The sequence below is a fragment of the Hymenobacter sp. FMD4 genome (genome assembly GCF_058932745.1).
Window position 1 is genome coordinate 1 of the sequence record NZ_JBZYWH010000039.1, and the last position, 22,426, is coordinate 22,426.

At 55.1% G+C, this 22,426-nt stretch carries 21 protein-coding genes and 1 pseudogene; 8 read left to right on the forward strand and 14 right to left on the reverse strand.

Features of this window, described 5'->3' with window-relative positions:
- A pseudogene (locus AC5FXY_RS21325) lies at positions 1–283 on the reverse strand (hypothetical protein); the annotation flags it as partial.
- 46 nt (positions 284–329) lie between these two features.
- The gene (locus tag AC5FXY_RS21330) at positions 330–1,643 is read right to left on the reverse strand and encodes a hypothetical protein (protein WP_493558751.1); all 1,314 of its coding nucleotides are present in this window, start codon (positions 1,641–1,643) and stop codon (positions 330–332) included.
- A gap of 288 nt (positions 1,644–1,931) precedes the next feature.
- Between AC5FXY_RS21330 and AC5FXY_RS21335 the strand changes: the two genes are divergently transcribed.
- On the forward strand, positions 1,932–2,585 hold the full coding sequence (locus AC5FXY_RS21335) for a class I SAM-dependent DNA methyltransferase (RefSeq protein WP_493558752.1): 654 nt from the start codon (positions 1,932–1,934) through the stop codon (positions 2,583–2,585).
- An 80-nt stretch (positions 2,586–2,665) separates the two neighbouring features.
- Here AC5FXY_RS21335 and AC5FXY_RS21340 read toward each other — a convergent pair whose 3' ends face one another.
- Entirely contained in the window at positions 2,666–3,073 is a 408-nt protein-coding gene (locus tag AC5FXY_RS21340; RefSeq protein ID WP_493558753.1) for an ACT domain-containing protein, read from the reverse strand.
- A gap of 153 nt (positions 3,074–3,226) precedes the next feature.
- Here AC5FXY_RS21340 and AC5FXY_RS21345 point away from each other — a divergent pair, with 153 nt between their 5' ends.
- Positions 3,227–3,850 carry a pentapeptide repeat-containing protein gene (locus tag AC5FXY_RS21345; protein ID WP_493558754.1) on the forward strand — a complete coding sequence of 208 codons (624 nt, stop codon included), beginning with the start codon at positions 3,227–3,229 and terminating at the stop codon, positions 3,848–3,850.
- Between the two features lie 291 nt (positions 3,851–4,141).
- A complete protein-coding gene (locus AC5FXY_RS21350; protein ID WP_493558755.1) occupies positions 4,142–4,705 on the forward strand; it encodes a class I SAM-dependent methyltransferase in 564 nt (187 codons plus the stop codon).
- 343 nt (positions 4,706–5,048) lie between these two features.
- On the opposite strand, the gene AC5FXY_RS21355 is transcribed toward AC5FXY_RS21350, so the two are convergent.
- Positions 5,049–5,456: a hypothetical protein gene (locus AC5FXY_RS21355; protein ID WP_493558756.1), complete on the reverse strand. Its 408-nt coding sequence runs from the start codon at positions 5,454–5,456 to the stop codon at positions 5,049–5,051.
- A 445-nt stretch (positions 5,457–5,901) separates the two neighbouring features.
- Here AC5FXY_RS21355 and AC5FXY_RS21360 point away from each other — a divergent pair, with 445 nt between their 5' ends.
- Entirely contained in the window at positions 5,902–6,381 is a 480-nt protein-coding gene (locus AC5FXY_RS21360; protein ID WP_493558757.1) for a cupin domain-containing protein, read from the forward strand.
- Between the two features lie 727 nt (positions 6,382–7,108).
- On the opposite strand, the gene AC5FXY_RS21365 is transcribed toward AC5FXY_RS21360, so the two are convergent.
- From AC5FXY_RS21365 to AC5FXY_RS21380, 4 genes are all read right to left on the reverse strand, one after another.
- On the reverse strand, positions 7,109–8,920 hold the full coding sequence (locus AC5FXY_RS21365; protein WP_493558758.1) for an ABC transporter ATP-binding protein: 1,812 nt from the start codon (positions 8,918–8,920) through the stop codon (positions 7,109–7,111).
- Between the two features lie 99 nt (positions 8,921–9,019).
- Positions 9,020–9,469, reverse strand: a complete 450-nt coding sequence (locus AC5FXY_RS21370; RefSeq protein WP_493558759.1) for a hypothetical protein — start codon at positions 9,467–9,469, stop codon at positions 9,020–9,022.
- Between the two features lie 123 nt (positions 9,470–9,592).
- Entirely contained in the window at positions 9,593–10,387 is a 795-nt protein-coding gene (locus AC5FXY_RS21375) for an alpha/beta fold hydrolase (RefSeq protein WP_493558760.1), read from the reverse strand.
- Between the two features lie 106 nt (positions 10,388–10,493).
- Positions 10,494–11,042 (reverse strand): hypothetical protein, encoded by a 549-nt coding sequence (locus AC5FXY_RS21380; protein ID WP_493558761.1) that lies wholly within the window; start codon positions 11,040–11,042, stop codon positions 10,494–10,496.
- A gap of 140 nt (positions 11,043–11,182) precedes the next feature.
- On the opposite strand from AC5FXY_RS21380, the gene AC5FXY_RS21385 reads away from it, so the two are divergent.
- Complete coding sequence (locus tag AC5FXY_RS21385) at positions 11,183–12,739, forward strand: M28 family metallopeptidase (RefSeq protein ID WP_493558762.1); 1,557 nt, start codon at positions 11,183–11,185, stop codon at positions 12,737–12,739.
- A 305-nt stretch (positions 12,740–13,044) separates the two neighbouring features.
- Positions 13,045–15,009, forward strand: a complete 1,965-nt coding sequence (locus AC5FXY_RS21390; RefSeq protein ID WP_493558763.1) for a tetratricopeptide repeat-containing sensor histidine kinase — start codon at positions 13,045–13,047, stop codon at positions 15,007–15,009.
- Positions 15,010–15,012: 3 nt separating this feature from the next.
- On the opposite strand, the gene AC5FXY_RS21395 is transcribed toward AC5FXY_RS21390, so the two are convergent.
- From AC5FXY_RS21395 to AC5FXY_RS21410, 4 genes are all read right to left on the reverse strand, one after another.
- Positions 15,013–15,870, reverse strand: coding sequence for a dienelactone hydrolase family protein (locus tag AC5FXY_RS21395; RefSeq protein WP_493558764.1), 858 nt, complete (start codon positions 15,868–15,870; stop codon positions 15,013–15,015).
- 67 nt (positions 15,871–15,937) lie between these two features.
- Positions 15,938–16,171 carry a Kazal-type serine protease inhibitor family protein gene (locus tag AC5FXY_RS21400; RefSeq protein ID WP_493558765.1) on the reverse strand — a complete coding sequence of 78 codons (234 nt, stop codon included), beginning with the start codon at positions 16,169–16,171 and terminating at the stop codon, positions 15,938–15,940.
- A 437-nt stretch (positions 16,172–16,608) separates the two neighbouring features.
- Positions 16,609–16,980 (reverse strand): cupin domain-containing protein, encoded by a 372-nt coding sequence (locus AC5FXY_RS21405; protein WP_493558766.1) that lies wholly within the window; start codon positions 16,978–16,980, stop codon positions 16,609–16,611.
- A 9-nt stretch (positions 16,981–16,989) separates the two neighbouring features.
- Positions 16,990–17,241, reverse strand: coding sequence for a Kazal-type serine protease inhibitor family protein (locus AC5FXY_RS21410; RefSeq protein WP_493558767.1), 252 nt, complete (start codon positions 17,239–17,241; stop codon positions 16,990–16,992).
- 269 nt (positions 17,242–17,510) lie between these two features.
- On the opposite strand from AC5FXY_RS21410, the gene AC5FXY_RS21415 reads away from it, so the two are divergent.
- Complete coding sequence (locus AC5FXY_RS21415; protein ID WP_493558768.1) at positions 17,511–17,945, forward strand: YtxH domain-containing protein; 435 nt, start codon at positions 17,511–17,513, stop codon at positions 17,943–17,945.
- Between the two features lie 152 nt (positions 17,946–18,097).
- A complete protein-coding gene (locus AC5FXY_RS21420) occupies positions 18,098–18,727 on the forward strand; it encodes a YtxH domain-containing protein (protein WP_493558769.1) in 630 nt (209 codons plus the stop codon).
- Between the two features lie 624 nt (positions 18,728–19,351).
- On the opposite strand, the gene lysS is transcribed toward AC5FXY_RS21420, so the two are convergent.
- Entirely contained in the window at positions 19,352–20,914 is a 1,563-nt protein-coding gene (lysS, locus tag AC5FXY_RS21425) for a lysine--tRNA ligase (RefSeq protein ID WP_493558770.1), read from the reverse strand.
- Between the two features lie 255 nt (positions 20,915–21,169).
- On the reverse strand, positions 21,170–22,219 hold the full coding sequence (locus tag AC5FXY_RS21430; protein WP_493558771.1) for a hypothetical protein: 1,050 nt from the start codon (positions 22,217–22,219) through the stop codon (positions 21,170–21,172).
- Positions 22,220–22,426 lie beyond the last annotated feature (207 nt).

Genomic DNA, 22,426 nt, shown 5'->3' on the forward strand with positions numbered 1-22,426 from the left:
CCGCCGCTGCCCGCGCCACGTACCGCTCGCCGGCCGCCCCCAAGGGGTTTTCCCGCTCCAGCTGGTCATGCAGGTCGCAGAAGTTGCACGTGCCCGCCGCCCCGAAGCGGATGCCTGGCACCGTCGTGTCCATGATGCAGCGCGTACACTGCTGGTAATCAGGCTGCAGCGCGGCAGGCGTGGGCGCCTGCACTTGGTTATTAGATTCTGCCGTCTGCGAAAGCAGACGGCCAACAAACTTTACCGGTGAAAATCCTTTATTCAGAGTGGAGGTGGGGCTCATAGGTGGTACGCTGGGGAAGAGTGAAAGGAGCAGTCGGACGGGGAGGTTATTGATGAATTGAAGTTTGATTTGGGCTAACACCTAGACGCCCGGCAATAGCCAATACACGCGGCGAAACCAGCGGCCGATCGGCAATAAACGACGCGACGGAGCGGCCTAGGCTAAACTGCTGGTACACTTCCCGCAAACCCCACAACACTACAAACGTGTAGAGGCCGGCAATGAAGTGCGAGTTGAACTGAGGGTTCCAGCGCAGCGTCAGGCCATAAGCGGAAAAAATGTTCATCAGGGCCGTGAGGTTGAGGAAATAGGCGGTCGATGCTACCACCAGCAGCACGTAGCGACGCGTTACGAAGGAATAAGCCCCCAGTAGCAAAATGGCTGCGTGCACGTAGCGGGAGTGCATTTGGGTGTTGAAATAGCTGAGCAACAACGGAATAAGCGCGGCGCTGAGCAGCAGCAAGCCGTAATCATCCCGCGAAAACCTCCTCCGTGCCAACACATTACGAAGGCTGACCAGCAATAGGGGCAATAGCATCACGGCCGATGAGGCCAGGAACATCAGCAAGCCCCAATTGTGGTAAGTAAGGCCTGCAAACCGGAGCGAGTCGGGCACTTTGTCCAGATTGGGCACGCTCCAGAGCAACAACGACCACACGTTGTAGCAGTACATGGATACTACCGGGTAATAATCGATGCTCCCGATGGTGTTGGTGGAAATGTGCGACAGATAGGAGGGGCCGTGTGCCAGCAGAAAAGGCAGCAACAACAAGGCCTGCAAACCAATTGCAGCGCACAAAGCCAAGGGCGCGGTTTTGGGCTGGCGCACCCACTGCGGAAGCCAAAGCAGCACCAACACTGGCATGAATAGCAGCGTCTGCAGCTTGATATTGAGCGCCAGCATAAAGAAGAGCATGCTCCATACGGGCTTTTCCCAAAGGCTCATGACTATTGCGGCAAACACCAAGCAGGTGTACATGGAGTCGACCTGACCCCAGACTAGCGTGGTGTAGAAGTAACCTATGTTCAGTAGCAGCAGCAATGGGAGCCACTGGGCACGCTTGGGCTTGGGAACCAGCGAAATGGCAAGCCAAACTCCTGCCAGATCAAAGAGTAGCGTGATGATTTTCAGCAGATAAATGTGCTTTGCTATGTCGGCTCCGCCCACCAGCTGCACATATATCCACAGGATATACTGAAACAGGGGGTTGTAGTTGTTATCGGCCCACTCATAAGCGTTAACAAACCCGTGTTGGTGCATATACTCCGCCCAGGTAATCCAGTACACAATGTCCTCAGAGAACGGACCGGTGGTAGGAATAATGACTGCTAGCCATGCGTAGGCACCAAACAGCGTCAAGAATAATAAAGAGGTAGTAAGTAACTTACCCTGTAATAAGTAGCTGTGCGGCATAGCTCGGTAGTAAGGGGCAAGGGAAAGAACGTTAACAAAACCAAGTTTATATTTTTTATTGTAATCATGCAAATTAAAAAGGAATTAAAGTATTTAGTATATGAAATATTTAAGAATAGGGCATGAAGGTTTATTAGCTCATACCCCTTGGAAATTGGTTGAGCTGTCTATAAAGTGGACTGATGGCAAGACTCCTCGTGCCGTTTATTTCAATGGGTTTGCCACTTTTAAGCCATGAAAATTCAACAAGCTTATAACACCTGGGCCTATAGCTACGATACCGTCACTAACAAAACCCGCGACTTGGAAGCCCAAGCAATCAGGGCCGTAGTACCATCTGGGCCCTACCTGGAGGTCGTCGAACTTGGTTGTGGCACAGGTAAAAACACGGCTTGGCTAGCTTCCCTGACCCAGCACCTTACCGCCGTTGATTTCTCCCCGCCAATGCTGGAGCAGGCCCGCCAGAAGCTGACGCTGCCGCAGGTCTCGTTTCAGCAGGCCGACATTACAGAGCCCTGGGAGTTCATTGTGCCGAACCAAGCCGAATTGCTCACCTGCAGCCTGATTCTGGAGCACATTCAGGACTTAAATCACGTTTTTGCCCAAGCAAGCCGGGCGTTGCGGCCTGGTGGTTTGTTTTACATCGGCGAGCTGCACCCTTTTCGGCAATACCAAGGCAGTCAGGCTCGCTTCGAAACGGCCTCGGGAACAACAGTCCGGGTGGAGGCGTATGTGCACCACATCTCCGATTTTACGGAAAGTGCCCACCGGCACGGCTTCCGGTGCCAGCGCCTGCAGGAGTGGTTTGATGAGGACGACCGGCGCACTACGCCGCGGGTAGTGGCCTTTTTATTTGAGAAGGTGGCTGATGCCGAGTGCAGTGCTTAGAGCAGCTATTGGCTGTTGATGAGCTAAGCCGTTACTACGCCAAGCTTAAAGTACAAAGTACTTAGTTGCCGTGCTGCGTTCTAGGCTGGAAGGGCAGCTTGTGCAAGCTGTTGTAAGCACCGCATGGCTGGCTCAGCATCGGGAGCCGCCACGAAAATATGGTCGTGGTAGTAGCCGGCCACCACGTTGCAGCTGATGCCGGCCTGAGTCAAGGCTTGGGAAAAGGCGGCCGTCAGGCCCACCGCTTCCAGTGCCGAATGCACCGTGAGCGTAATCCATGCGGCTACAAAGGAGTAAGGTAGTTGCAACTGGTCGGCGATGGGTTGGGGCAAAATGAGGGTGAGACCTTCCGGCTCCCGAAACAAGCCCACGACCTCGTTCACATCTATGCCCTCCAACGAGGCTACCGTACAGAATACGTAGCTGCCGGGTTGCAATGCGGGTTTCATGCTGCGGAGCAACTGCTGCAAGTCGGTTTCGCCAGGCATAAGGAGTATGGGCTGATAGCGGGTTGAAAGATGCCAGATTCAACGCACATAAGCAGTAAACCGGGCGCACAGTGGCTCAACAAATGACGCGGAGCTGGGCGCAAAGCAGCAACTTTGCCTCGGTTCAGTTTTCTCAGCTGCTTTCTTCCGCTCATGAAGCCTTCCCGCCGTAAGCCCGCCGCTCAGTCCAAAACTTACCTGCGCAAGCCCGACTACTTTCCGGAGGAAAACGTGCTGACTGGCTATGATGCCACGCGTCTGCTAGCCCTGGGCCGCGAGTTTGAGCAGTACCACTTCATCGGCTGCGACCTGAGCGACGCCAGCCTGACCAATCTGCGGTTTGAGGATTGCTTGTTTGAGCGCTGCAATCTGGCCTCGGTGCGCTTGGCCGGCACGGCGCTCCAAAACGTGGCCTTCACCGATTGCAAGCTGATTGGCGTATCGTTCACGGCCTGCCAGGACATGCTGTTTGGGGTGCACTTCGATGGCTGCCAATTGCGGTACGCCTCATTTGGCGGCAAGCGCCTGCTGGGCACCCGGTTTGTCGGCTGCACCCTGCCCGAAGCCGATTTCACCAATGCCGACCTGAGCGGCGCCGTGTTTCAAAACTGCGACCTGATGCGCACCGTGTTCCACCACTCGCAGCTCATCGGTGCCGATTTTACCACGGCCACCGGCTTCAGCATCGACCCCGAAGCCAACGTGCTGGCCGGGGCGCGCTTCGCCCTGGCTGGCTTGCCGGGACTACTTGACAAGTACGGCGTAGTAGTGGAGTAACAGCCGATAGAAATTGTATAGTTAAGCCATGCTTCCTATCCGGCCCGGGAAGTTGTAGCCTGACCTTAAAGCTGTTTCGCTGCTTTGCTCCCTATTCTACCAGTGGTTAGGAATATCGCGTAGGGCTGGTAATGGTATTGGTAACTGATAGGGAGAGGTAGTTGAGTTTCAAGCTGTGCTATGTCTATAGGTTTGTTTTTTTGTAAAAACGGGCCGATTACTGCAAGACTTTTCTTTGCCAATCGCCGTATTTATGTTGCTTGAATGTGGTGCTAGAAAACTCAACAGCAGATGGATACGGCTTTGTATTTAAAGCACATGCTACGCGACAAACAAGTCGCCTCACTTATGCCCACATCAGGCTTTGGGGTGGAAAGTGTTTGTAGCAGAATTGACTTCAGTCAAAGTAATATAATTGTTGAGTACGGACCTGGTACTGGTGTGTTTACGCATTATATACTGAAAAATATGACGCCCGATTCAAAGCTAATATTGATCGAGCGGAATCATGATTTCGTGGATGTACTGCAAGGTAAATTTGGCGATTCCAGGCTCTCAATTTTTCATGATAGCGCCGAAAATATTGAGAATATATTAAATGGTTGCCAAGAGCAAAAGGTAGATTATATAGTTTCAGGAATTCCGTTCTCCTTTCTGCCTGAATCGTTGCGCGAAACAATTGTTGTAAACTCACACAAAAGCCTTCAGAAGGGCGGGAAGTTCTTGGCTTATCAGATGTTCTTTCAGCTAGATTTGTTTCTGAAAGATTACCTGGATCGTCATTTCAGCCGCGTTAACACAGAATTCTGCTTTTTAAACGTACCGCCGCTCCGCCTCTTTGAGGCCGAAAAATAAACGGGTAGCCATCTGATACCACTCCTTCCAAACAAGGCTGCTCAGGCTTGGAAGATCTGCTGTCAGGTCGGCGCTGTAGCTGCTACTTCGGCCCTTTTTCAGATGGGCAGTTACTGGCAAGGTGGTTTTCTTCTAGCACTTCTCTTGGGCATTGATTTTCAAATTTGTAGGAAAAATCAGCCAAGGATGTGCCTTGTGTAGGTTCAGCGTTATGCTGTCAGGCTCGTGTGCTGTATAGCAAAGGCCGCCCGGGCTCGAGGGTAGTAAAATCGAACAGCAGACTGTAACGGACATACTAGTACCTACTGGCTTGCGAGGCTTAATGGGCTAAACAGGCCGCACCCTATGCCTGGGCCCGCAGCCACTGCTGCGCGGCATCCAGGGTATCGAAGAGGAACAGATCGAGTTGGTCGCTGATTCGTAGCTGCAGGTCTTCGATGGAAAGCTGCCCGAAGATGTCTGGCGACACTACTTGTCCGATGTAACGCAGGCCCGCAGTAATGATCAGGGGCGTCCAGACCTGCTGAATCCATTCGTTGGCTTCGGTAAAAGCGCCTACCAAGTCGCGGTGGTCGTTGAGCAACTTGGCGCACGGCTCGCGGCGAATCATCTCCAGGTAAGTTAGTCCACCATCCATCACCGTGCCCAGCGTTTGACGGCCATACCAGCGGGCATGAATCCAGTTTTCGCTTTGTACACGCTCAATGGTGAGGTAAACGCTGCCGTCTCCTCGCCGCAACGAAATAATCATGTATGCCTTTCTATTGGAAGCCGCCCAAGACTACAGGGCAGCCGATGCAGCAAAATAACGTTGTTTGCTGGGTATTGTTTGCGCTATATTGACTTGCGCAGAGCTCATTTTGAGTAGCACGAGTTTCGCGTAGCCACAACCGCATGTGCCTCGCCGGAACAATAGGCGCCGTACGGTTCACCCTCGGTGGAGTAGTTTCTATTTGCCAATGTTACGGTAGGGGTACTGTCGTCGCTTCATCGTTACTCACCGATTGCGCTGCGCTAAACTGGCGCTAGTGAGGGACAAGCGCGAACGGGTAATTTCTGGCTTTTGCGCCTTCCCGGTATATGTGTAATGACGCAGGGGGGCTGCAGCAATCCAGCCCGAGATTAGGCGCAGCCGCTATTGTAACTCCCGGTCATGTTTCTTTGTGCATCTGCCTTTTCAGTCCATTCCCAGCTCCATGACTACCCCGGATATTATTCGCCTCCTTGGCTTGGCACCGCATCCCGAAGGCGGCTATTACCGTGAAACCTATCGCGCCACCGAAACCATTGGGGATGCTGGGCCCGGCGCCCGCAGCGTTAGCACGGCCATTTACTACCTGCTCGAGGGACAAGACAAGTCGCATTTTCACCGCATCAAGTCCGACGAGCTGTGGTTTTTTCACCAGGGGCAGGCTTTGGAAATTATCGTGCTCCAAGATCAGCAAGCCACCACCATTACACTCGGCAATGACTTCGCTGCGGGTGAAGTACCCCAGGCAGTTATTCCAGCCAATGTTTGGTTTGCGGCCAGAGTTAAGCAAAGCAACGGCTGTTCGCTGGTCAGCTGCACCGTAGCCCCCGGCTTCGATTTTGCCGATTTCGAGCTGGCTAGCCGGCAAAGGCTGACGGCGGAGTTTCCGCACTTGGAGGGGTTGATAGCGGAATTGACGAGGTAGGGCTTAGCCACTACGTGGTATGGAGTACTGAGTAAAGTGTTTGGAACGGCGGCAAGAGAGGCGCAGTTGCTCCACCAAGGCAGATCATGAATTTAACTGCGCTAGATTCTTGCCAGTTGGAGATAAAAGTCGGCATGGCAGCATAGTTTAGAAATAAACCACATTCGTGTGTAAGCCCCATTCCTTGTCCCGAAGCTGCTGAATGGATTCAATTATTTCAGCATTTGAGCTTAGCGGACCTTTTCCGAAGCCTGTCCATAAATCGACAATACCGTTCTTGTCGAATTTAATTAAGAGAACATGTCTGCTGGGGGCGCGACCTCCAGTTTTATACGACATGACTATTATATTTTTGGTTTTTGACAAGTAGATAAGTTGTCGCACGGGTAGGCTTGGTACCTTTATATCGTATTTCTGGTATGACTCATTAGGGTTGGCAATGAATCGTCTGTTACTGTTTCTTAAGCATTTCAACTGCTTGATAACTCGCCGGGGAATTGCTGCCTTATCAGAATGAACGGTGAAAGAGTCGGCCTGAAGCTCTTGGATAAAAGCATCTAAATTCTTATCGGTTAGTATCGCATGTTCATCAAGAATGAACCTACACTTCGCCCGTTTCTGCGCATGGCCAGTCAACGACGAAAGCAAGCAAATAAGTAAGCAGAAATACCGATATGTATTCATTGGTTCAGGTGAATTATAAAAGTGTAATCAAATATAATTACCCTCATGCTGCCGTGTCCTCTACCTCATCCCCGTCATCTACCAGCACCTTCGCCAGTTTCTCGATATTAAGACTGCGCGCCGAGGCGTCGAAGATTTCGCGGTAAGTACCGCGTAGCTCGTACAGTTCCTCGTGGGTGCCGCTTTCCACCATACGGCCCTGCTTCATCACGTAAATGCAGTCGGCATCGACGATCTGGGCCAAAGAGTGGGAAATGATGACCACCGTGCGGCCTTGCTTGATGGCGTCGAGCGAGTTCTTGATCTGCTCGGTGGCAATAGCGTCGAGTGAAGCGGTGGGCTCGTCGAGGAAGATGATGGGTGGGTCCTTGAGGAACAACCGCGCAATGGCAATGCGCTGCTGCTGCCCGCCCGAAAGCTGCTGAGCGGCGGATTTGTAGCCCATGGGTAGCTGCATAATCTGCTCATGCAGGTAAGCCTGTTTGGCCGCCGCCTGAATTTGCTCGAAAGTGGCGTCCATCACGCCGTAGCGGATGTTCTCCTCGATGGTGCCTTTAAAAATGTGGTTTTTCTGGAGCACCAGCCCGATTTTCTGGCGCAGGGCGTGGGTATCGTAATCGGCCAGGGGGCGGCCGTCGAGCAGAACCTTGCCGTGGTCGGGAAGATAGAACTTGCAAAGCAGGTTGATGATGGAGCTCTTGCCCGCACCCGACAACCCCACCAAGGCAGTGGTTTTGCCGGCCGGGATGTTGAGCGACACATCCTGCAGGGCCCGTGTGCCGCTGGGGTAGCTGAAGCCCACGTGGCGCAGTTCGAAAGCGCCTTGCAGCTGGTCGGGCTGCAGCTTGCCCGTAGCCTCCACGGCCCCTTGGGCATCCAGAATATCGAAGAAGCCTTCGGAGTAGGTGAGGGCGTCGTTCATCTCGTCGTAGATGCGGTGCAGCTGCCGGATGGGCGCCGAGACGTTGTTGAACAGCAGGATGTGGAACATGATGGCCCCAATGCTGATCTGCTGATCGAGCACTAGATAAGCCGTCAGAATAATGATGAGCACCACCCCGATCTGCTCGGTGAAGGTTTTGAGGCCGTCGTAGAGGAAGTTGGTTTTGCGCGTCTGTAGCTGGGCTTCCTGCAGGTTTTGCTGCAAGGCGGCTTGCTTGGCACCCTCGTAGTCTTCGCGTACAAAGCTCTTGATGACTACCGCCGAATCGATGAGGTTGACGAGGCCTTGGCTGCGGGCCTCGCGCAGGCCACGCAATGCCCGGCGGGTGCCCTGTAGCTTGCCGGCCTGGCGGTAGCTGAGCCAGAAGTACACAGGTAGCACCGCCACCGCGACCAAGCCCACATACACGTTGGCCGAAAACATAATCACCAGCGCTACAATGGAATTGGCGAACAGCGGCAGGATGTCAATAAAGAAGTTCTGCACCAGCTTCATCAGGCTCTCCACGCCGCGGTCGATGCGGGTCTGAAGTTTGCCGGTCTGGTTGCCGGTGTCGGCATAGAAGCCTAGCTGGTAGCTCAGCACCCGGTGCACCGCATTCTGGTGCAAGGCGCTGGCCACGTTGATGCGGATTTTCTCGCCGAAAAAGCGCTGCCCGAACTGAATAAAGGTGTTGATGATTTCCTTGCCCAGCAGCAGTCCGCTGACCAGCAGCAGCATGGGCATGCCCGCCGCAAGGCCGGCGCTACGGTTGAGCAGGTCTTGCACCGTATCCACGGTATAGCGCAGCACGAAGGGATTTACCTGTGCAGCCAAGGAGCCTACCAGTGTGAGCAGCAAGGTGCTGATAACCAGCCCGCGGTACGGGCGCACGTACGGAAAGAGGCGTTGAATAATCTCCCAGAGACTCATGCAGCGGCGGTAACGGTGGTTACCGTTTAGACGAGCGGGGTGGGAGCGGGGTTATCAGGAAGACACTGTGTGCCTATGCTGGTAGAGTTTTGATCAACATCACCGTTGATAGATTTCCGCGCTGAGCATATTATGATCTGGGCGTAACTCAAAGTTTACTGCCCATTCGAAATCCGGACCGAAGACAGTGAAGCTGGCGTCGCCGTTCTCTTCAGCTCGAAATGCACTTAAGTAGGTGGCTAAAAACAACTTCCAGTTTTGATCAGTGGCAAGCATGCCAACTCCCTGGTAGACGGTGACAGCATTATCGGGGTAGGTTGTCATAAACCATATACCGCGCTTTTTTGCTTCAACAAACCTCGTCGCTTCAGGTAAGTGAGTTTTTAAGTCGGCCGTGCTTATGAGGGTGTCTCTGGATATATCGATCCTCCCTTTTTCACTGCTTACCAGCGCCCCAATTGGAGAAAGGTCAATGCCACTTGCCCAGTCTTCTGGAAAGAATCTATTTATGATTTCCGATGCGTATTTAGATAAATAAGATGTTGACATTCTGTGATTAATCAGGTTGGAAATGTCCTGAATTGTGTTCAAAAGTATAAGTCCTTTTCGACGGCAAGCCAAGCATAATGTGCGGGGGCGGACCCCATTGAATAAGCCCATCCGTTAGCCGCCTCACGCCGCCAGAAAAGCCTCCATGGCCTGCAAGGTTTCCATGGGCGCACTCACGTGCGGGCAGTGGCCGCTGATGGGTAAGGTGACCAGCGTCGATTTCGGAATGGTCTTTTCCAGGTAACCACCAACGGAAGGAGGGGCTACAAAATCATCGGCGCACTGTACCAATAGGCAAGGCATGCTCAGCTGCGATACGTCGGCGCGGTTGTCGGAGAGAAAGGTGACGCGGGCAAACTGCTTGGTAATGACCGGGTCGGTCTGGCAAAAGCGGTGGGCCAGTTCGGCGGCCAGTGAAGGGCGGTCGGGCGTGCCCATGACAAAGGCGGCAAACGAATCGGCCCAGCCCACAAAGTCCTGTTCCATGAATTGCAGCATCCGCTCCACGTCGGCTCGCTCAAATCCTCCTTGGTAGCCATTGGTATTCAGGTAGCAAGGGGAGGGACACAGCAGCAACAACTGGGCAAAGCGGGCCGGGTCTTCGATGGCGGCCAACGCCCCGATAATGCCGCCCACCGAGTGGCCTACCAGCGCTACATCGTGCAAATCAAGGTGCCGGCAGATGTCGAGCACATCTTGGGCATAGCCCTGCAGGGAAGCGTATTTGCCGGGAACGTAAGCCGAGGTGTCGGACAGGCCCGCGCCCACGTGGTCGTAGAGCACCAGGCGGTACCGCTCCAGCAGGGCCGGTACGAGGTAATGCCAGATGGTTTGGTCGCAGCCGAAGCCGTTTACAAACAGCAGCGTGCGGGAGCCATGCCCGATGACGTGAACGTTGTTGCGCTTGACGGTATCCATGGCATTGACAACTAGAGGATAGATAACTTGCTGTATATAAGGTAAGAAATCCGGATGGGTTGCATTGCTGACGCCTCCATTGCGGGCGGCTAGGCACCGGGCTACCCTAGTCGGGGCGGACTTGGCTCACCAACGCATTCAGCCGTGGCTGCAGCACCCATACGCCTGCAACAGAAAACCAGATCAGCACAAACTCAGCCAAGTACTCACTGAGTCGGGCTTCGCGCTGCAGCTCCACCGATTTGAGGGTTTTGGCCGCAAAGCGCAGGCCGTAGAAGATACAGGCCATCGACAGCAGGTGTAGTGCCATTATCGGTATTACCAAGCCAACCACTTGGCTGCCGGTGGGCTCGAATCGGCTGGTTAATTGCCAGAGTAGCAGACCAATTAGGCCGAGCACATAAAAAACGGGCAGCAGGAACAAGACTTTGAACAAACCTTGGTTGAGGCGGACATCAGATGGCAGCTGCGCCGATAGACTGGTGGCAATGGCCCACACCCAGCCCAACGTGCCGGTTATTAGAAAGAGCAGCGTGACGGGCATAGCGTAGAGCAGCAGCCACACGTCAACGAAGGCCAGAAAATTTACGAGAATAGCCGGGGCCCACGTCAGAAGGAAGAGCTGCCAATGTTTGAGGCGTAGAAGAAACTTCATCGAATAAAATATAAGTAAACCGCTAAGATAAATCAGGGGCCGGGATGAACTTCCCGACGCAACGGCGCAGCCAAAAGCTCGTCATTTCAGCTTTCTTGCCAGCTCTATTTACCAGCGTCCTTCTCACTCCGCTACCAACCATGCAAAAACTGCTCTACCTCGCCGTGGCCTACGGCCTTACCACTGCCGCCCCTGCGCTGGCCCAGCAAGGCGAAAAAGTTGATCAGGCAATGATTGCCAAGATCAAGGACGAAGGTCTGAACCGCTCGCAGGTGATGAAAACGGCCTTTTACCTGACCGATGTGTGCGGCCCGCGTCTCGCCGGCTCCGATGGCCTGAAGCGTGCCAACGAGTGGACGCAGAAGCAAATGGCCTTGTGGGGCCTGAAGAATAGCCAGATTGAACCCTGGGGTGACTTCGGCCGCGGTTGGGATATTGAGAAGTCGTATGTAGCCATGACGGCGCCTTATTACCACGCCATGATCGGCGCCCCGAAGGCTTGGACGCCCGGCACCAACGGCGCCCTCAAGAAGCAGGTGGTGCTGGTAAAAGCAACTACTGAGGCCGACCTCGACAAGTACAAGGGCCAGTTGCGCGACAAAATCGTGCTGACGGAAGTGGCCTCGGAGCCAAAAACCACCTTCACCGCCGACGCCAAGCGTCATACTGACGAAGAGCTGCAGAAGATGGCGGGCCCCGCCGAAGCCCGCCCCGCCAGCACCAGCAGCGACGAGGCCCGCAACGCCTACCGCGCCCGCCTGGCCCTGCGCACCAAGATGGGCGAGCTATTCATGCAGGAAGGGGCCGCGGCCGTGCTCAGCACCCGCGGCGGCTCGCACGGTACATTTTTTACCTCCAACGGTGCCCCCTACGCCGCCGATGCCAAGCCGGTGCTGCCCGAAATCGAGATGTCGCCCGAAGACCAGCTGCGCTTGATCCGGCTAGTGGAGGCCGGTATTCCGGTGGAAGTGGAGATGGAAACCAAAACGCGCTTCCAGACCCAGGACCTGAAAGGGTACAACGTGGTAGCCGAAATTCCCGGCACTGATAAGAAGCTGAAAAGCGAAGTGGTGATGCTCGGCGCGCACATCGACTCCTGGCACGCCGCCACCGGCGCTACCGACAACGCCGCCGGCTGCGCCGTGATGATGGAGGCCGTGCGTATTCTGAAAGCTCTTGACGTGAAGCCCCGTCGCACCATCCGCATTGCGCTGTGGGGCGCCGAGGAGCAAGGCTTGCACGGCTCCCGCAACTACGTGAAGAACCGCTTTGCCGACCCTGCCACCATGAAACTGCTGCCCGAGCACGAAAAGCTGTCGGCTTACTTCAACCTCGACAACGGCTCCGGCAAAATCCGCGGCGTCTACGCCCAAGGCAACGAGCAGGTGCAGCCCATTTTTACGGAGTGGCTGAAGCCCTTTGCTGATATGGGCGCTACCACCGTCACGCCCCGCAACACCGGCGGCACCGACCACCTCGCTTTCGACGCCGTGGGCCTGCCCGGTTTCCAGTTCATTCAGGACGGCCTCGACTACAATACCCGTACCCACCACACCAATCAGGATACCTACGAACGCCTGCAGGCCGACGACCTGAAGCAGGCGTCCGTTATCGTGGCCTCGTTTGTGTACAACGCCGCCATGCGCGACCAAAAGCTGCCGCGTAAGCCCCTGCCGCAGGCCCAGCCGAAGTCGTAGCGGAGCCCACTTCGAAAATTGCACGCAACGCCCCGCCGGAAGCTGTTCCGGCGGGGCGTTGCGCCTCAGGGGCCAGTCGTTTGCCTACTAAGGCTCGGAAAATATAATTGGCAAAGTTATTTGTGTACTTTAGTAAGTATTAGAATTTCTTAATGTCTTTTTGATTTGTAGCTATGAGGTGCTTCGGGAGTTCTTTATTGCTGCTGTTATGCCTTGTCGGATGGCGGCCTGCCGGAGCACAAAGTCCGCAAACAGACGTCCTGAAGCGGACATTGGCCCGGGCAGCATCTGACAGCAGTAGGGTCTTGATCTTAGCCGACCTGAGCGCATCGTACCGCTATTCGCATTTCGATTCGGTGCATTACTATGCCCGGCAGGGCTTGTTACTAGCGCAGCGAATCGGTTATCAGAAAGGAGAAGGCCGATGCCTGTCGCGCCTGGGCATTCTGATGGGTGAGCGTGGCGACTTGCCCCAAGCCTTGCGCACCAACCTGGCCGCCCTGCAACTCAACAAGGCTGCCAATGATCAGGAGGGCATGGCGCGCACCCTGAATCAGACTGGCCTGCTTTACCAAGCCCTCGACGATTTTGGCCCGGCATTGTCGTACTACTTCCGTTCCAAAGGTATCTATGAGCGTTACCGCGTCGGCGACGACTCGCAGCTGATCAGCGTGCTTACCAATATCGGGGCCACCTACGTGGGCAGTGGGCAGCTGGATTTGGGGGCTTATTACCTGCAACGAGCCTACGCTCTTACCCGCGCTTCGGGCACTGTAAGCGGCAGCTGCTGGGGCAACCCAGCCCCGTATGTGCTGCGCGAGTTGGGCCTGCTGGAAGCCACCGAAGGCCGCTATGAACAAGCGCTTGACTTCTACCGACGCAGTGCGCAAGCGGCCTACCCGGAAAACGACCGGCGCAGTGTCAGCCGGGCCTATCAGTACATGGCCGAGCTGTTTCGCGCCCGCCAGCAACCCGACTCCAGCGTCCACTATGCCCGCAAAGCCTTGGTCGTAAGCCAGACCCTGCCTTTTGTCATTGGGGTGGTGCGCAATAGTCACTTACTCACCGGGATATACGAGCAGCAGCATCAGGCCGATAGTACTTTGAAGTACATGCGCATCATGGTGGCGGCCGAGGACAGCTTGTTTAACCCCCAACGTATCAAGCAGCTGGACGCTATCGGGTTTGCGGAGCAGCAACGCCTGCGGGAGCTGGAAGAAGAACGCGTTGGGTACCAGGCCCGGCTGCGGACCTATGCTCTGCAAACCGGAATGATCGTGCTGATAGTGCTGGCCCTGCTGCTATGGCGGTACAACTGGCAGCAGCGCCGCGCCAATAATCTGCTGCAGAAGCTGAACGCGCAGGTGACCTTGCAGAAGGACGAGCTACAAGTGCAGCGCGACCGGCTGGCTAACATGCTGCAGGAACTACGTACCACCCAAGACCAACTGGTGATGCGCGAGAAAATGGCGTCGCTTGGGCAGCTAATGGGCGGCGTAGCCCGCGAAATCCAGTTACCCGCTCAAATGATCAGCAACCTGGCGGGCGTAAGCGAAGGCCTATGTCAGGAGCTTCGTGCCGAAGTAAGCAAGGGCGCGTTCGGGATGGACGATCAACTGGCGGTGGACGACATGATTCATAGCCTCTGTCAGCACCAGCGTAAAATCGTGCGCCAGAGCCAACGGGCCAACAACATCATCCTAGGCATGCTCGACTACTCCAGCGGTAACCCCGGTACCCGGCAGCTGACGGATATCAATTCGCTGGCTAACGACTATATGCGCCTGACTTACCATGACTTGCGGGCTAAAAACAAATCCTTCCACGCAGCCCTGTTTACCGAGTTGGACCCCAACGTGCGGCCCATCAATGTGGTGCGCCATGATTTGGGACGTGCTCTGATCAGCTTGTTTGCCAACGCCTTTTACGCCGTGCAGGAGCGTAACCGGGAATACGAAGACGACTACGTGCCGCAAGTGACGGTGTCCACCCAGACTACTGCCGACGGTGTTGAAATCCGGGTACGCGACAATGGCCTGGGCATCCCGAAAGAAGCCCTGGGCCACGTCTTCGAACGGTTTTACACCACGAAGCCCCCTGAAGAGGGCATCGGCCTTGGTTTGTCGGTATGCTATGACCTGATTACCCGCACCCACCAAGGTTCCTTACGCGTCGAATCCGAAGCGGGGCAGTACACGGAGTTTATTGTGAGCTTGCCCGCGTCCGTTCAAATCGGCGTGGCGGCTGTGGCGACGGATGAAAGCAGTTAGGCACTAGCCCAACTGATCCTTGAATAGCCGCAGCGTCCGTTCCCAAGCTAGCTTGGCCGTCGCTTCGTTGTAGCGTGCGGGCGATGAATCGTTGTTGAAAGCGTGCTGGGCACCTTCGTATACGTATTGCTCGTACTTCACGCCTGCGGCTTTCAAGGCCGCTTCCCAGGTAGCCATACCTGCGTTTACGCGTTCATCCAGGCCAGCGTAGTGTAGCATCAGGTGAGCCTTAATGCTGGCAGCTGCCGCGGCATCGGGTTGACGACCATAATAAGCCACGGCGGCGTTTAGCTTCGGGTCGTGCACGGCGAGCTGATTGGCCATGGCGCCACCCCAGCAGAAGCCCACGCAACCAGTGCGGCCGTTGGAGTCTTTGCGGCCGCGCAGATAGTCCAGCGCACGGAGGTAGTTGGTAAGGTTCTGTGGCGCATCCAGCTTACCAATCAGCTCGCGGCCTTTTTCCTCGTCGGCAGGCGTACCGCCGAAAGGGGAGAGGGCATCCACCCCAAGGGCGAGGTAGCCGGCCTTGGCCACACGGCGCGTCACATCTTTGATGTGTGGCGTCAGGCCGCGGTTTTCGTGAATGACGACCACCGCCCCGCGTTTCTTCCTGCCCTTGGGATGCACCAAATAGCCCTTCATGGTAGTGCCCTCGCCAGCCCAGGTTACTTCTTCGGTTTCCAGGTTCTTGTCATCCTCGCTGATCGTAGCTGCCTCGGCGTAACCCGGATTCAACGCTGCAAGGGCTGCCGCCGCCAGGGCCGCACCACCAGTAAGCTGCACAAGGCGCTCCATAAATTCCTTGCGGGTAAGCGGCTTGTGCGTGTACTCGTCGAATAGGTTAATGATGCGCTGGTCCATGGGCAAAACAAAAGGGTTGTAGCGCACTAAATGTAGCTACAACCCTCGGAAGCTAAACGGCCGCGATTTAATTACCCAGTGGGCATTCACCTGGCGAGTAGGAGCGCACGCCGGCTCGCTTCGCGTAGCTGGGATTATCGTAGGTTTTGCCGTCGCAGCCGCACACGGGGTTTAGCTCGTCGGTAACAATGGTGGTGCGTCTGGCTAGTTTCGGGTCGATGCAGGCATCAGGGCCGGGCGTAGATTTCTTGCAGGAAAAGAGCAAGCAACCAAGGACCAGAGTGGAAAATAGGTGCTTCATAAACGGTGGGATTAATGGGTGCATTGATAGGAGTAAAGGCGATTGATTTTGGTTGCAATTCCTTAATTATCCGGTCTGCCGTTTTGCGAATAAGCCCAGAAGCCGCAGTTACATATGCGGCTTCCGGGCTTATATCAAAGAGCTATGACCTGCTAGGTATGCTTACCCTACGTCTGACCGTGGCCAGCTAGTACTGTTCGCTCGATTCTGCAGCCCCAGCGTCTTATCTTCCATCACAGCTTCTTCAGCTCCATAAAAGCCTTGGCAGTTGCCGAGCTATGCCCATCGTTAAGATAATGTTGGGGCAGCAGGTCAGCATAGCATCAACGCTGCTGGCGTGTTTAGCTACTTGAGCGCTGAAGTCCGTTGGAAGTGATGCTACAAGCAGGAACGACAGCCGGCAGCTAAACGGAGGTGAGTGCGCAGCAGGTGCTATGCTATTCGTCCTCCCGGTTTACTGTATCGGGGCTGAAAGCCGGAATACAGATCGACCAATACTCTACTTCTTCGTCGAACGGGTTTGAATAGCGCACCCGGGCACCAGCCTTGATCAGCAGCGTCTGACCGGCCCCTAGTTCTACTGTCTCCCCGTCAATTTCAAAGCGTTTGCGGCCGCGCACCACTATAGTGATTTCGTCAAATGCAGGCGTCTGGTGCGGCTCGCTCCACTGCGGCGGAGCCACCATGTGCGCCAGGCTGTACTGCCCGGTGCCGGTGCTGGCGTGACCTACATGCTCTTCGATCAATTTCCCATCGGTGGTGGGCACCACAAAGGGGGCGGGATTCAGGACGTAGCGTTTGTCAAACATAAAGCGGAATTAGTTTTTGGGGTCCGGGCATTCGCCCTTCGTAAAGGAGGTGACGCCGGCGTTGGTAGCCACACAGCTATTCGAATACGTTTTCTGGTCGCAGCCGCATACCGGGTCGTACTGCATGGTGCACATCGCATCCTTGCGAATCTTGCTCTGGTCGATGCAGTTGGAAGTGGCGACCGGGGCGGCGGAGCGCTGGCAGGCCCCAAATAGAGCGGCAGCAAGGCTGGCCATCAGCAAAAGCTGGCGTGAAAGCATGAATATAGGATGAAGTCTGAGGCCCGAAAATACTTGGAAAGTGGAGTCAAAGTTTGTCAGCCAGACAGCAGCGAACTTATCTAGTAGAGCAAATGAGTTGCTGTAACATTCATTGTTGCTAATATTGTGCGATGTATATCTTTCTTGCGTTTTCACGTATAACTCATCCATAAGCCTTTCGTATAGGCTACCAAACCAGCCGTTGAGCTTCTCAACCGGCCGTTTTTCCTTACCTGAATCTTTCTTTCCAACCCCACACCCTCCTTATCATGTCTTACAACGAAGACAACAACTCGGGCAAAATTTTGCTGGCCGTACTGGCCGGCGCCAGCGCTGGCATCGTGGCCGGCCTGCTGATGGCTCCTGACAAAGGCAGCGCTACCCGTGGCAATCTGAAAAACTACGCTGGCAAATACGGCGACCAGTTGGGCGACCAACTCAATAAATTCGGCACCCAACTCGACGGCACGTTCAAGACCCTCGTGGAGAAGCTGGAAGACCTCGGCGTAACCGGCGCCGGCTCTAGCCTGAACCTGAAAGGCGACTGGAACGTCTCGAAAGGCAAGCTGAAGCAGCAATACGCGCAGCTAACCGACGACGACCTGGTATACACCGAAGGCGCAGCCGATGATCTGGTGGGCCGTCTCCAAGACAAACTGGGCAAGAGCAAGCGCGACATCGTGAAGCTCCTGAACGAGCTGTAAGATCTGACTCATCAACACCCCCAAGAACGCCTCGTACCGCTTCGGTGCGGGGCGTTTTTTAGTATAACCTTCAGCGGATAATCCCGTTAGGAACCTACCGGCCTCGTCTGGCCATGCACATTGTACCTCCTAACCTTAACACCCTGCTATTTATGAAAGACAACAGCGGTAAAGTACTCCTCGCGTTGTTGGCCGGCGCCAGCGCTGGCATTGTGGCTGGTCTGCTCATGGCCCCCGAAACCGGTACCGCCACGCGCGAAAGCCTGGGCAAGTCGCTCGGCAAATTCGGTGACGACCTGAACAAACTGCTCCAGGATGGCATGTCTCGCCTCGACGCCCTGAAGGGTGGCGGAGGCGGCCAGGGCGGTGGCAATGCCGACCGCAGCGGCGCTGAGGACGCGCTGGCCGGTATGGGCGGCGGGCAAGGTGGCAGCAAGAGCGGCGGTAGCGGCAGCTCTTCTGGTGGCGGAAGTGGCTCCGGTGATTCTTCGGCTGGTGGCAGCTCTACTCCGGGCAGCGGTACTGGTGGTGGTAGCGGCACCTCCGGTGGCGGTACTTCTACGGGCGGCGGTTCGGGTGCCGGTGGCTCATCGACTGGTGGCTCCGGCAAAAGCGGCGGTAGTTCCTCAGGCGGTGGCGGCAATGGTGGCGGTAGCTCCAGCAGCGGCATGAGCGGCTCGGCTTCCACCGCAGGCGGCAGCGGCGGTACCAGTGCCACCGGCGGTGGTACAGCTACTAACGCTACCAAGTCGGGCGACACCAGTTTGGGTGGCTCCCTCTAAAAAATCGACGGCTTACGTAACCTATGGGTAACACGGCCGTTAAATAAGGTAGAAATTGACTTGAAGAAGTAACTGATTAGTCCTGAAGCAAAATTGCCGAGAGTAAGGCTTCTGCCAAGATTGGTTAAACAGCTTAGCAGCAAAATCTTACTTCTCCATCGCAAGCTTCTTTAGGTTACGCTAAGCAGGTGACTCGCTAAGTTAATTCTAGAAGGAAGGCCTCGCACCAATTATTAGGTGCGAGGCCTTCTGATTTTAAGTAGCCAAGTGTATTAAGCAAGCTGCTGACTTTGAATTTTTTAGTCTGCTGCGTAACCTTCGGGCAACAGTGGCGTTTAAGTAATCATAATCAGTTAGAAAGAAGGCTAGGATAGACCACCGAAGTAAAATTGCCGACGCGTAGAGCTTCTACCAGGATCTGGTTAAACAACCTGGTTGTAAAATCATACGAGTCCATCGCAAGCTTCTTCGATCGGTACCTGCTGGAATGGTTGACTGATTAAAAAAGAAAGCCCCCCGCACGTGATAGGTGCGAGGGGCTTTCGACGTTTTTATCAAATGGCTAGTTGTAGAAAGGCTCAATGGTAAAGCCGTTTTGACCTATCCATTTAGCCTTTCAACTCTTTACTCCACCGGCTTTTCTGATTTCTCGGTTTTCTTCTCCGACTGCTCGGGCTTCATCTGCGGGAAGAACAGTACGTCCTGGATGGAATTGGAATTAGTCATAATCATCGACAGGCGGTCGATGCCGATGCCCAGACCGGCAGTGGGTGGCATGCCGAACTCCAGGGCACGCAGGAAGTCTTCGTCAAGCACCATAGCCTCGGTGTCGCCGCGCTTACCTAGCTCCAACTGGTCTTCGAAACGCTTGCGCTGGTCGATGGGGTCGTTTAGTTCCGAGAAGGCGTTGCAGATTTCCTTGCCGTTGCAGATGGCTTCGAAACGTTCCACGAGGCCCGGCTTCGAACGGTGCTTTTTGGCCAGCGGCGACATTTCCACCGGGTAATCGGTGATGAACGTCGGCTGGATGAGCTTCGGCTCCACGTGCTCCCCAAAAATTTCGTCGATGATCTTGGCCTTGCCCATGCTCGGGTCAAGGCCAACCTTCAGGTCTTTGGCGGCAGCGCGCAGTTCTTCTTCGCTCTTGCCGTCGATGTTGAAGCCCGTGTAGTGCTCGATGGCCTCGGCCATGGTGAAGCGCTTCCAGGGGCGCTGGAAGTTGATTATGTTTTCGCCCACCTTCACTTCTGTCTGGCCGTGCAGCTGCATGGCTACGCGCTCCACCATTTCCTCTACCAGATCCATCATCCAGTAGTAGTCCTTGTAGGCCACGTACAGCTCCATCTGGGTGAACTCCGGGTTGTGGAACCGGCTCATGCCCTCGTTACGGAAGTCCTTCGAGAATTCATACACCCCGTCGAAGCCCCCCACGATCAGGCGCTTTAGGTACAGCTCGTTGGCAATGCGCAGATACAGCGTCATGTCCAGCGTGTTGTGGTGCGTCTTGAAGGGCCGCGCCGCCGCGCCGCCGTATAGCGGCTGCAGAATCGGCGTTTCTACTTCCAGGTAGCCTTTGTCGTTGAGGTAGTTACGCATGGCCTGCACCAGCTGCGTACGCTTGATGAAGGCCTCACGTACGTGTGGGTTCACCACTAGGTCCACGTAGCGCATGCGGTAGCGCTGCTCGGGGTCGGTGAAGGCGTCGTAAGTTACTTTTTCACCAGTGGCCTCATCAATGCGCTCTTTTACCACCGGCAGCGGGCGCAGCGCTTTCGAGAGCAGCTTAATTTCAGTGACGTGCACCGAAGTTTCGCCTACCATCGTCTTGAACACGCGGCCCTTCACCCCGATGAAGTCGCCCAGGTCGAGCAACTTCTTGAATACGGTGTTGTAAAGCTCTTTATCCTCTCCCGGGCAGATTTCGTCGCGGTTGATGTACAACTGAATCCGACCCGAGGCATCCTGCAGTTCCGCAAAAGAGGCCTTGCCTTTCACCCGCACCGACATCAGGCGGCCCGCCAGGCTCACTTCCTGGAAGTTGTTAAGCTCGGGGTGGTAGTTGTCGTGAATTTCCTGGGCATAGAAATTCACATCGAACAGCTCGGATGGGTACGGCTCAATGCCGAGCTGCTGTAGTTCGTCCAGCTTCTGACGACGAATCAGCTCCTGTTCGCTGAGGTGGTGCATAGGGTAGGGGTATATCAATCGGCCGCGGCCGAAAAAGTCAAGCTGCAAAGATAGACCACGGATTGAAACTGATTTTTCGGATTGCTCAGATTTTGTACAGGATTGAATAGAGGGTTGACTAGTTATACCTGTGGGACTTATAGAGGGCTAAGCCTTGCTTGGGTTTGCCGCTTGAGCATACAACAAGCAAAAAGCGCTGGCCCAGTGGACCAGCGCTTACGTGTATATGCAGTAGTGTCACAAAATCAGTGCGGATTATGCAGCCATGCCCATCTGCGGCGTAGTTTCCGTGAGCGAAGGCTCCACGCGGGTGCGTAAGCGGTCCTCCACGAAGCTGTGCTGTAGGTGCTTCGGCAGATTGGCCACCAACTCGCGGTAGCGCTCCAAGCCCAGGGCTTTAGCTACATAAGTTTCGTGGATACCGTTGAGGTAGCTCACGATATCGAGCAGCGACTGGTGAAACAGGCGGAAGTCAATTTCAGCTTCCACGAAACGCTCAATCTCACGGCTGGTCTGCGAAATGCGCAAACGGCCCAGCAAGTCAAAAATAGTCGTGTACCCTAAGCGCCAAGTAATCTGTTGCCAGTGCTGCGCGCTCCATTTATCCAGCGGCTGCCCCGTCTTCTGGCTGCGGATGGCCGTGGTGGGGTTGCTCTGTACTTGCTGGCGCACCGCCACTGCTTTTTGCTTGCGGGTGGTGCGCAGGAACTGACCAATCTGAGCCTGAGCGTCAATAGCCTTGCTAGCAATCTGCAAGCCGGCTTTGTACCCAGCCAGTGGCAAGCGGTGGATGCTAAAGTCGCCATACGAGCCAGCGGCGTAGAACGACACCGGACGTGGATAGGCATTGCGCACCACCAAGCGACCTACCTCGCGGCGAACCAACGAAGGATTGTTGGTACGTACGCCGGCAGTGTGCAAAAAGGCCTGCAAACCGGCCATTACGGCGTGGTAAGCCTGCGGGAAGGTCCAGTGCAAGGCATTGCGCAAGTACTCATCATCCCCAAGGTCGGCCGTAGCACGCAAGGCGTACTCAGTGCTCCAGCAGCTATGCAGGTAACGCTCTACAGCAGCGCGGTCAGTGTCGGTTAGCTCGGCCTGATGCGCCCGGAAAAAGGGCAAGTGCTGCAAGCCGCCAATAGCATCGTCTGCTTCGCGGATGTGGTAGCTCAGAGCAAAGAAGTAGTTCAAGAACACCTGAGCCGGAATGGACTTACGCCATGCCTCATCGTGCTGGGGCTGGGCTTCATCGGCTACCGGCAGGTGCAGGATGTTATCGTTCAGTTGTTCGTTCATCGTCTTCATATATGCACAACGATAAGGATACCGATAGAGTGCCATAATGCTAAAGAATTTAGCGGTATAATGTATAAATTTTATTATTGATTATCAGGTAGTTATGTATGTAGTAGAAGTTTTATTTAGTTGATAAAATAGGCCCTTAATTGTATGTGCTAAGCAGCCGGTATTGACAGCTATAGCCTATCCCAAAGTCCCTAAACAAAAAGCCCC

Bases quoted from the DNA above. Each gene is read 5' to 3' on its own strand.
- AC5FXY_RS21370 (WP_493558759.1), bottom strand. From the start codon at position 9,469: ATGTCAACATCTTATTTATCTAAATACGCATCGGAAATCATAAATAGA.
- AC5FXY_RS21410 (WP_493558767.1), bottom strand. From the start codon at position 17,241: ATGCTTTCACGCCAGCTTTTGCTGATGGCCAGCCTTGCTGCCGCTCTA.
- AC5FXY_RS21400 (WP_493558765.1), bottom strand. From the start codon at position 16,171: ATGAAGCACCTATTTTCCACTCTGGTCCTTGGTTGCTTGCTCTTTTCC.
- AC5FXY_RS21375 (WP_493558760.1), bottom strand. From the start codon at position 10,387: ATGGATACCGTCAAGCGCAACAACGTTCACGTCATCGGGCATGGCTCC.
- AC5FXY_RS21385 (WP_493558762.1), top strand. From the start codon at position 11,183: ATGCAAAAACTGCTCTACCTCGCCGTGGCCTACGGCCTTACCACTGCC.
- lysS (WP_493558770.1), bottom strand. From the start codon at position 20,914: ATGCACCACCTCAGCGAACAGGAGCTGATTCGTCGTCAGAAGCTGGAC.
- AC5FXY_RS21345 (WP_493558754.1), top strand. From the start codon at position 3,227: ATGAAGCCTTCCCGCCGTAAGCCCGCCGCTCAGTCCAAAACTTACCTG.
- AC5FXY_RS21360 (WP_493558757.1), top strand. From the start codon at position 5,902: ATGACTACCCCGGATATTATTCGCCTCCTTGGCTTGGCACCGCATCCC.
- AC5FXY_RS21335 (WP_493558752.1), top strand. From the start codon at position 1,932: ATGAAAATTCAACAAGCTTATAACACCTGGGCCTATAGCTACGATACC.
- AC5FXY_RS21420 (WP_493558769.1), top strand. From the start codon at position 18,098: ATGAAAGACAACAGCGGTAAAGTACTCCTCGCGTTGTTGGCCGGCGCC.
- AC5FXY_RS21350 (WP_493558755.1), top strand. From the start codon at position 4,142: ATGGATACGGCTTTGTATTTAAAGCACATGCTACGCGACAAACAAGTC.
- AC5FXY_RS21365 (WP_493558758.1), bottom strand. From the start codon at position 8,920: ATGAGTCTCTGGGAGATTATTCAACGCCTCTTTCCGTACGTGCGCCCG.
- AC5FXY_RS21430 (WP_493558771.1), bottom strand. From the start codon at position 22,219: ATGAAGACGATGAACGAACAACTGAACGATAACATCCTGCACCTGCCG.
- AC5FXY_RS21405 (WP_493558766.1), bottom strand. From the start codon at position 16,980: ATGTTTGACAAACGCTACGTCCTGAATCCCGCCCCCTTTGTGGTGCCC.
- AC5FXY_RS21415 (WP_493558768.1), top strand. From the start codon at position 17,511: ATGTCTTACAACGAAGACAACAACTCGGGCAAAATTTTGCTGGCCGTA.
- AC5FXY_RS21355 (WP_493558756.1), bottom strand. From the start codon at position 5,456: ATGATTATTTCGTTGCGGCGAGGAGACGGCAGCGTTTACCTCACCATT.
- AC5FXY_RS21380 (WP_493558761.1), bottom strand. From the start codon at position 11,042: ATGAAGTTTCTTCTACGCCTCAAACATTGGCAGCTCTTCCTTCTGACG.
- AC5FXY_RS21395 (WP_493558764.1), bottom strand. From the start codon at position 15,870: ATGGACCAGCGCATCATTAACCTATTCGACGAGTACACGCACAAGCCG.
- AC5FXY_RS21340 (WP_493558753.1), bottom strand. From the start codon at position 3,073: ATGCCTGGCGAAACCGACTTGCAGCAGTTGCTCCGCAGCATGAAACCC.